Origin of the sequence: Bacillus sp. JJ1609 (genome assembly GCF_036967045.1) — a bacterium.
Lineage (GTDB): Bacteria > Bacillota > Bacilli > Bacillales > Cytobacillaceae > Mesobacillus.
In genome coordinates this window covers 279,702-287,998 of the sequence record NZ_JBALSS010000008.1, presented here as the reverse complement: position 1 = coordinate 287,998, position 8,297 = coordinate 279,702, and the positions used below count along the sequence as shown (strand labels likewise).

Below are 8,297 nucleotides of genomic sequence, written 5' to 3'. Positions count from 1 at the left end.
TGGCTCAGTAGCTCAGTCGGTAGAGCAAAGGACTGAAAATCCTTGTGTCGGCGGTTCGATTCCGTCCTGAGCCACCATTTATAAAAATACTTATCTTCACATGAAACATGATTAAATGGGTTTTTCATAAATCAAAATCATGTTATAATGGAGGGGTAGCGAAGTGGCTAAACGCGGCGGACTGTAAATCCGCTCCCTCAGGGTTCGGCGGTTCGAATCCGTCCCCCTCCACCATTTTTCTTTAGGGGTATAGTTTAAAGGTAGAACGAAGGTCTCCAAAACCTTTGGTGTGGGTTCGATTCCTACTACCCCTGCCAATTTTATAATGGCGATTGTGGCGAAGTGGTTAACGCACCTGATTGTGGTTCAGGCATTCGTGGGTTCGATTCCCATCAGTCGCCCCATTATAATTCACAAATTTAATAATAAGTGCATACAATATATTGGGCTATAGCCAAGCGGTAAGGCAACGGACTTTGACTCCGTCATGCGTTGGTTCGAATCCAGCTAGCCCAGCCATTTTTGCGGAAGTAGTTCAGTGGTAGAATACAACCTTGCCAAGGTTGGGGTCGCGGGTTCGAATCCCGTCTTCCGCTCCAATAAGTATGGCGGCATAGCCAAGTGGTAAGGCAAAGGTCTGCAAAACCTTTATTCACCGGTTCAAATCCGGTTGCCGCCTCCATTAGATTATTAATGGTATTTGCAAAGTAAGACATTTTAATACGCCGGTGTGGCGGAATTGGCAGACGCGCACGACTCAAAATCGTGTTCCTTCTGGAGTGTCGGTTCGACCCCGACCACCGGTACCACTTTTATTATTAAACAGGGATACCTGTTTTCTTTATTTCATTTGATATGTATGCGGGTGTAGTTTAGTGGTAAAACCTCAGCCTTCCAAGCTGATGATGAGGGTTCGATTCCCTTCACCCGCTCCATACATACGTAACTAACGCAGCATTTCGTTTCCAGAAAACGAAGTGTTGCGTTTTTTTATGTTTTACGCTGAAATGATTGTATGATCACTTGCTCGTAAATCAGAAAATTCTTATGAGGGGTAAAAAGGTTAGGAAAAAGGTAAATGACTGTAATCCCCTTTTGAAGGAAATTTGAGTAAAACAAACTAATTGAAAAAAGGATGCCTCAGCATCCCACAATTTTATATGTACCTGATCCCCCGTGAATTTGGATGAACATGTTCATTAGTGATTCTGTCATTTTTTCTTTGCTTTCCTGTGAAACCGATGGTCTTAAGTAAACGATTTGCAGAGCGTTAGTAGTTTCTAGCGTTACAGCAGTCCTTTCTGAGTCAACGAATGGGCTGCCAAATGGTCCTTGATCATCTGTGGAAACGATTAGGTTACTTACATTGTTTATTCTGCCATTAAGACCTGCGTATTCTTCTGTTTCTGCACCTATTCTTATCTGGACATTGCCGCTGAACTTATCACTGTCATACACACCAATAGGAACCTGATATTCAAGCGAGAAGAAGTTATTTAAGTCTATAGCGCTATGAACAGGTTGAAGATAGTTTTGTCTGGCTATCCTGCGGTATAAGGCTTCGGCGGAGTGCCTGTAGCGGTTTGGATCTTTTCCTGTATTTTTGAAAATACTTCGCCATTCCTTAATGCCATCTAGATCTGTTACATTTTTTTCTAAGAGATCAAAGTAAATGGATTCCTGGAAAAGCTGAAGCCTGCCTTTTAGCATTTGCGGCGAGTCCCCTACCTGAATATCTTTATATTCTATAACCCCGACCGAAAACCCGGGTATGAGATCACATATTGTACTGGATACCTTAATTTCCATAGATTCCACCTCCAAAACTGCTTAAAAATAGTTTATCATAAAAGTGATGTACATTTAAAATTAGGACTTTAAAAATGAATTTTAAAAAAAGATGTGTTTTTTAGATAGATATACGGTTTGAAAACTAATCTAATATGAAAGGAGGTACCTAAGTGTACATTATCCAACTTAAGCAAGACATCATTGAATATAGCAAAAAAATTGGAATAGATAAAATTGGATTTGCTGCACCATCGACTTTCGAGGAAATGAAAATTCGATTATACAGACAGCAGGAGCTGCAATATCAATCTGGTTTTGAAGAAAAAGATATTGAAAAAAGAACGGAGCCTGCGCTGATCTTTGAACACCCAAAATCAATCATATCGATTGCGCTCGCTTACCCATCTAAGATGAGAACAACGGTTGTCAGCAAGAAGGGTGAGCGAAGAGGTATTTTTTGCAGGGCATCGTGGGGAACGGATTACCATGCGATTTTAAGAGACAGGCTGAAAAAGATTGAAGACTATATTGCTGAAAAGGTCCCAGGTGCTAGATTTAAATCCATGGTCGATACAGGTGAACTGGTGGACAGGGCTGTAGCTGAGCGTGCAGGGATTGGCTGGAGCGGTAAGAACTGTTCTATCATTACCCCTGAATTCGGATCATATGTGTATCTTGGTGAAATGATCACAAATATTCCTTTTGAACCGGATACACCTATGGAAGACAGATGCGGAAGCTGCAATAAATGTGTTGAGGTTTGCCCGACCGGTGCCCTTATCCAAGGAGGACAGCTCGATGCTCAGAAGTGCATTGCATTTGTCACACAGACTAAAGGTTTTCTGGCAGAAGAGTTCCGTGAGAAACTTGGCAACAGGCTATACGGCTGTGACACCTGCCAGACTGTGTGTCCGGAAAATAAGGGGAAGGATTTTCACTTCCACCCAGAAATGGAGCCCGATCCGGAAATTGCAAAACCGTTGTTAAAGCCATTATTAACAATCAGCAATCGTGACTTTAAAGAGAAGTTTGGACACGTATCAGGATCGTGGAGAGGAAAGAAGCCAATCCAACGAAATGCGATTATTGCATTGGCGCATTATAAGGATGAAACAGCCATTCCGGAGCTGATCGTGGTATTGAAGGAAGACCCTCGTCCCGTACTAAGGGGGACGGCTGCTTGGGCTCTGGGCAAAATTGGCGGACAAGAAGCGTTTACTGCACTCACTGCAGCATTTAAGGCTGAAAAAGATGCAGATGTTCTTAATGAGATAGGTAAAGGGCTGGAGTTCTTTAAGGGTGGTTCAGAAACAACTCTATCAATATAAAGAGGAATGGATTTGAAATGAATCCGTTCCTCTTTCTTTTTCCTTGATGTGCAGGTGTTAAGCTATATTCTTTATAAAAACAGTTTTTATATGCTTGAAATCCTGACTCTCTTCATAAATATGAATGATGAAGGGAGAGATGAACATGCGTGAACAACTGCAGGAGCTGCTTGAACAGCGTGTCCTTCAATGTGTCTCAATGCCACGGAATCTTTTGCATGAATGCCCGGCAATCGAGAAAAAGAAGCAGAGCTGCTCAAGAAGATCTGCTGAAATAGTAAAAGCGAAAGCAAAGGGCAGGATTGAAAAAAAAATGGAGGGCAAGGAGACAGCAAAGGTATTGTACGATGTCCATTTCCAATACTTAATCAAGCTAAAGGGCCACTTTTATATGGAAGAGGAAGTGGAAAAGAGGCAGGCCGAGTTTTATAAAGGCGTGCTGGTTAAAGATGAAAAGTTGAAAGAATCTGAGCCAGCTGGAGAAGATGGCGCAGCCATGCCTGTTTTTGCAGAGGAGTCATCACAAAATAGGGCGGGATATCAATATGACCGTTTAAAAGCTGTTCAATATGCCGAGAGATGGTGGAATGACTTTAATCCTGCGTATAAAAAATTCGAGGTCGACTGTACAAACTATATTTCACAATGCCTGCATACTGGTGGAGCTCCGATGAGGGGTTATCCAAACCGCAGCAACGGCTGGTGGATGCAAAATAATAATTGGAGCTTCAGTTGGACTGTAGCCAATGCGATGCGCTCGTATCTTCCTGCCTCAAAGCTCGGATTGAGGGCGAGAGAGGTGAGCGGTGCTGAGGAGCTTAAGCTTGGGGATGTAATCTGCTATGATTTCCAGGGTGATGGCCGGTTCGACCATACGACGATTGTCACGGGGCATGATGCTAACGGGATGCCACTTGTGAATGCCCATACGTATAACAGCAGGATGAGGTACTGGGCGTACGAGGATTCAACAGCTTATACTCCAAATATTAAATATAAATTCTTTACGATTAACGATGATCAGTGACAGCCTTAGTATATGCTCTTTTGATGTCAAATTGGTTCTCTTGCCGCTTAAAACTTAAAAGCTTTCTCTCATGCAAACTGCGCTTTTCTTTGTCGTCCCGGAGTGTAGTGGTATAATAGCTGTTAGAGTTTTAGATAGAGGTGAAAGTCATGGCATTGCATGTAGTATTATACCAGCCCCTGATTCCAGCGAACACAGGAAATATCGCTCGTACATGTGCGGGAACGGATACAGAACTGCATTTAATTAAGCCGTTGGGGTTTTCGACGGATGACAAGATGCTGAAGCGTGCTGGATTGGATTATTGGGAGCACGTTAAAATACATTATTATGAATCGCTTGATGATTTCTATGAGAAGAATCAAGGCGGAGAATTTTTTTATGTAACGAAATTTGGAAAAAAGGCACACTCTGATTTTGATTATAGTGTGGCAGAAAAGGATTTCTTCTTTATTTTTGGCCGTGAAACAACTGGCCTTCCAAAAGAAGTAATTGAAGATAATATTGAAAGATGCCTGAGGCTGCCGATGAATGAAAATATCCGCTCCTTAAATCTCTCAAACACAGCGGCTATTTTGATTTATGAGGCGCTGCGCCAGCAGGATTATCGTGATTTGCGGAAATATTAAGGAGACCATTATAATGGGTCTCCTTTTTGGCATTATATATTAAAACAGACCTAAAAGGAGTTGAGGGCATGAACAATGTAATTGAAACTATTATGCAGCATCGTTCAGTAAGACGATTTGAGGACAAGCCTTTGGATCAGGACCAAATCGAAGCGATCGTGAAAAGTGCGCAAGCTTCCTCCACGTCAAGCTTCATTCAGGCATACTCAATTATTGGTGTAACAGACAAGCAAAAAAAGCAGCGGCTGGCGGAACTTGCTGGCAATCAGTCCTATGTCGCAGAAAATGGTCATTTTTTTGTTTTTTGTGCGGACCTTTACCGTCATAAGATGATTGGCGATCTAGAAAATGCTGATCTTTCGGATTCCATAGAGAGCACTGAAAAGTTCATGGTAGCACTGATCGATACAGCTCTTGCTGCACAAAATGCTGCGATTGCAGCCGAATCAATGGGCCTTGGCATTTGCTATATTGGCGGGATCCGGAATGATCTCGAGGCTGTTAAAGAAGTATTGAAGACTCCGGAGTATGTAGTGCCTTTGTTTGGTCTCGCTGTAGGCTATCCTGATCAAGAAACAGATCTAAAACCACGACTGCCTCTGGAACATGTCTATATGGAAAATGAGTATGAGCAGGATCAGAATGTGTTGGAGCAACAGCTGAAAGAGTACAATAAAACGACATCCGACTATTATCGAGAGAGAACAGGCGGCAAACGGTCAGATACCTGGACTGGTCAAATGGCCAAGATGCTTGGCAGAAAGTCGAGGACGTATATGAAGGAGTTTGTTGAGAAACAGCAGTTGAACAAGAGATAAGACAATTTAAATGCAGGAATTCGTAGCGAGTTGTTTTATAAAAAAGCGATAGCCTAAAAAATACATTTGTTTTCGAGATTTGTAAAATTGCTTAGGTAATGAAAGAAAGCAGTCAAGGCTATAAGCAGGGAAAATCAAAGACCAAATACGATTGTGAAAATAGCCAAATAAAAAAGCTGCCATTCGGCAGCTTTTTATTTTTTATTGATGCCCGGCTTATCATTGTATCCTGCAGTGAAGATTGCAGATAAGAATGCAACAGTAACGCCTATGATTATTAGTAGTTTCATGTATGTAAGCCTCCCTTTTGTTGGATTTGTCCATATAGAATTTATTATAGCCTATAAGTTTGAAACTGTGAAGGAATGGCATGATTTTTTACCAGTAGAAATAAAAAGGACAATCATGGAGCTTGAACCTTTACGCATGTTCAAATTGTTTGCTGCATAGAATTTATTAATCGTCTCTTGATAACGCTACATGGGGAGGTCCATATGGATATTTTAAAAAAGATTGAGTTGTACCGCAAGGATGAAGAGAAGCTGAAGTGGGAAGGGACGTTCAGGGAATACCTTGAAATCGTGAAGGAACAGCCATGGGTTGCTCAATCGGCACATTCGCGTGTGTATAATATGATTAAAGATGCTGGAATTGAAAAAGAAAAAGGAAAGAAACGATATTCCTTCTTTAATTCACAGCTGTTTGGCCTTGAGGAACCATTGGAGCGGCTCGTTGAGGAATATTTCCATCCTGCTGCAAAAAGGCTGGATGTCAGGAAAAGGATCCTCCTGCTGATGGGACCTGTAAGTGGTGGTAAATCCACTCTAGTAACCATGCTGAAAAGAGGGCTGGAGGCATATTCGCATACAGACAGAGGAGCTATTTATGCGATTAAAGGCTGCCCGATGCATGAGGATCCGCTGCATATGATTCCCCACCATCTGCGCAAGGATTTCTATGATGAATATGGCATTCGTATTGAAGGAAATCTGTCTCCGCTTAATATGATGAGATTGGAACAGGAATATGGCGGCAGAATAGAGGATGTAATTGTTGAAAGAATTTTCTTCTCAGAAGATAAGAGGACGGGAATCGGTACATTCAGTCCATCCGATCCAAAATCACAGGATATTGCAGACTTAACAGGAAGCATCGACTTTTCAACCATTGCAGAATATGGATCTGAATCTGACCCAAGAGCATACCGTTTTGACGGGGAATTGAACAAAGCGAACCGTGGAATGATGGAATTCCAGGAAATGCTCAAGTGTGATGAAAAATTCCTCTGGCATTTGCTGAGTTTGACCCAGGAAGGGAATTTTAAAGCGGGAAGGTTCGCGTTGATTAGTGCCGATGAACTAATAGTGGCGCACACGAATGAAACAGAATATCGTTCGTTCATTTCGAATAAAAAGAATGAAGCCTTGCATTCACGGATCATTGTTATGCCAATTCCATACAACTTAAAGGTTACTGAAGAAGAAAAGATCTATGACAAAATGATCAGGGAAAGCGATGTAAATGATGTCCATATTGCTCCACATACACTAAGGGTAGCTGCAATGTTCACCATTCTTACACGCTTGAAAGACCCGAAAAAAGGCGATATTGACCTGGTAAAGAAAATGAGACTGTATGATGGTGAAAACGTTGAAGGCTACAATAGTGCTGATGTGGAAGAATTGAAGAAAGAACATCAAGACGAAGGCATGAGCGGTATTGATCCACGTTACGTCATCAACCGAATATCTTCAACGATTATCAGGAAAGAAATTAAGACCATTAATGCACTCGACGTATTAAGATCTCTTAAGGATGGCCTGGACCAGCATCCATCGATTACCTCAGAGGTACGTGAGCGTTATCTGAATTATATTTCACTTGCTCGCAAAGAGTATGATGATATCGCGAAAAAAGAGGTCCAGAAAGCATTCGTGTATTCATACGAGGAATCTGCCAAGACGCTTATGGAAAATTATCTCGATAACGTCGAAGCATACTGCAATAAGGCTAAGATGCGTGACCAACTTACTGGAGAGGAAATTAACCCTGATGAAAAGCTAATGCGTTCCATTGAGGAGCAAATTGGTATTTCCGAGAATGCGAAAAAAGCATTCCGTGAAGAGATTCTAATCAGAATTTCTGCTTATGCGCGTAAAGGAAAGCGATTTGATTACAACTCACATGACCGCTTACGTGAAGCTATCCAGAAAAAGCTGTTCGCCGATCTCAAGGATATTGTAAAAATTACAACTTCTGCGAAGACTCCGGATGAACTGCAGCTGAAGAAAATCAACAATGTCGTCGCCAGGCTGATCGATGAGCATGGATACAATTCCACATCTGCCAACGAGTTGCTGCGCTATGTAGGCAGCCTGCTCAATAGATAATAAAACATGAGAGCCTGCAGATGTTATTGCGGGCTCTTTTAAGTTTATAGATGTATAAATACGGGAATAGTACAGCAAGAGGTGATTGGAATGAGCAAAAATGAATTGCCGAAAAATTATGTCCCTAAAAACAGTTCTATGGCCCCAAATGAAGAGGAAATGAAAAACCTCGGAAAGCAGATGGAAAACCGCCGCACTGGTCAAGTTTTGAAGGAAGACTATGACAAAGCGCCAGACCCGGTTCAATTTGATAAGGATAAAGAGTAGCCTTTGCTGAAAGCGAAGGTTATTTTTTTTGAAGGCTCTGTTTAAGC

Annotated in this window: 8 protein-coding genes and 9 tRNA genes; 16 read left to right on the top strand and 1 reads right to left on the bottom strand. The window is 41.8% G+C overall.

What is annotated here, in order from left to right; translation table 11 throughout:
- The first annotated feature begins 1 nt into the window (after position 1).
- The 9 genes from V7654_RS10200 to V7654_RS10160 all read left to right on the top strand — a co-directional run bounded on the left by V7654_RS10200 (position 2) and on the right by V7654_RS10160 (position 935).
- Positions 2–77: transfer RNA gene (locus tag V7654_RS10200), tRNA-Phe, on the top strand.
- 72 nt (positions 78–149) lie between these two features.
- A tRNA-Tyr gene (locus tag V7654_RS10195) sits at positions 150–234 on the top strand.
- 9 nt (positions 235–243) lie between these two features.
- A tRNA-Trp gene (locus V7654_RS10190) sits at positions 244–317 on the top strand.
- Positions 318–328: 11 nt separating this feature from the next.
- A tRNA-His gene (locus tag V7654_RS10185) sits at positions 329–404 on the top strand.
- Positions 405–444: 40 nt separating this feature from the next.
- A tRNA-Gln gene (locus V7654_RS10180) sits at positions 445–519 on the top strand.
- A gap of 5 nt (positions 520–524) precedes the next feature.
- Positions 525–599 (top strand) — tRNA-Gly (locus V7654_RS10175).
- 8 nt (positions 600–607) lie between these two features.
- A tRNA-Cys gene (locus tag V7654_RS10170) sits at positions 608–682 on the top strand.
- A 42-nt stretch (positions 683–724) separates the two neighbouring features.
- Positions 725–809, top strand: a tRNA-Leu gene (locus V7654_RS10165).
- A 52-nt stretch (positions 810–861) separates the two neighbouring features.
- Positions 862–935 (top strand) — tRNA-Gly (locus V7654_RS10160).
- Between the two features lie 205 nt (positions 936–1,140).
- On the opposite strand, the gene V7654_RS10155 is transcribed toward V7654_RS10160, so the two are convergent.
- Positions 1,141–1,809: a B3/B4 domain-containing protein gene (locus V7654_RS10155; RefSeq protein ID WP_335430221.1), complete on the bottom strand. Its 669-nt coding sequence runs from the start codon at positions 1,807–1,809 to the stop codon at positions 1,141–1,143.
- Between the two features lie 152 nt (positions 1,810–1,961).
- Here V7654_RS10155 and queG point away from each other — a divergent pair, with 152 nt between their 5' ends.
- The 7 genes from queG to V7654_RS10120 all read left to right on the top strand — a co-directional run bounded on the left by queG (position 1,962) and on the right by V7654_RS10120 (position 8,250).
- Complete coding sequence (gene queG / locus V7654_RS10150) at positions 1,962–3,119, top strand: tRNA epoxyqueuosine(34) reductase QueG (RefSeq protein WP_335430220.1); 1,158 nt, start codon at positions 1,962–1,964, stop codon at positions 3,117–3,119.
- Positions 3,120–3,264: 145 nt separating this feature from the next.
- On the top strand, positions 3,265–4,146 hold the full coding sequence (locus tag V7654_RS10145; protein WP_335430219.1) for an amidase domain-containing protein: 882 nt from the start codon (positions 3,265–3,267) through the stop codon (positions 4,144–4,146).
- Positions 4,147–4,295: 149 nt separating this feature from the next.
- Positions 4,296–4,775, top strand: coding sequence for a tRNA (uridine(34)/cytosine(34)/5-carboxymethylaminomethyluridine(34)-2'-O)-methyltransferase TrmL (gene trmL / locus V7654_RS10140; RefSeq protein WP_335430218.1), 480 nt, complete (start codon positions 4,296–4,298; stop codon positions 4,773–4,775).
- 68 nt (positions 4,776–4,843) lie between these two features.
- Entirely contained in the window at positions 4,844–5,593 is a 750-nt protein-coding gene (gene nfsA, locus V7654_RS10135; protein ID WP_335430217.1) for an oxygen-insensitive NADPH nitroreductase, read from the top strand.
- 288 nt (positions 5,594–5,881) lie between these two features.
- Entirely contained in the window at positions 5,882–6,043 is a 162-nt protein-coding gene (locus V7654_RS10130; protein ID WP_335430216.1) for a hypothetical protein, read from the top strand.
- A gap of 44 nt (positions 6,044–6,087) precedes the next feature.
- Entirely contained in the window at positions 6,088–7,983 is a 1,896-nt protein-coding gene (locus V7654_RS10125; protein ID WP_335430215.1) for a PrkA family serine protein kinase, read from the top strand.
- Between the two features lie 90 nt (positions 7,984–8,073).
- The gene (locus V7654_RS10120; RefSeq protein ID WP_335430214.1) at positions 8,074–8,250 is read left to right on the top strand and encodes a hypothetical protein; all 177 of its coding nucleotides are present in this window, start codon (positions 8,074–8,076) and stop codon (positions 8,248–8,250) included.
- Positions 8,251–8,297 lie beyond the last annotated feature (47 nt).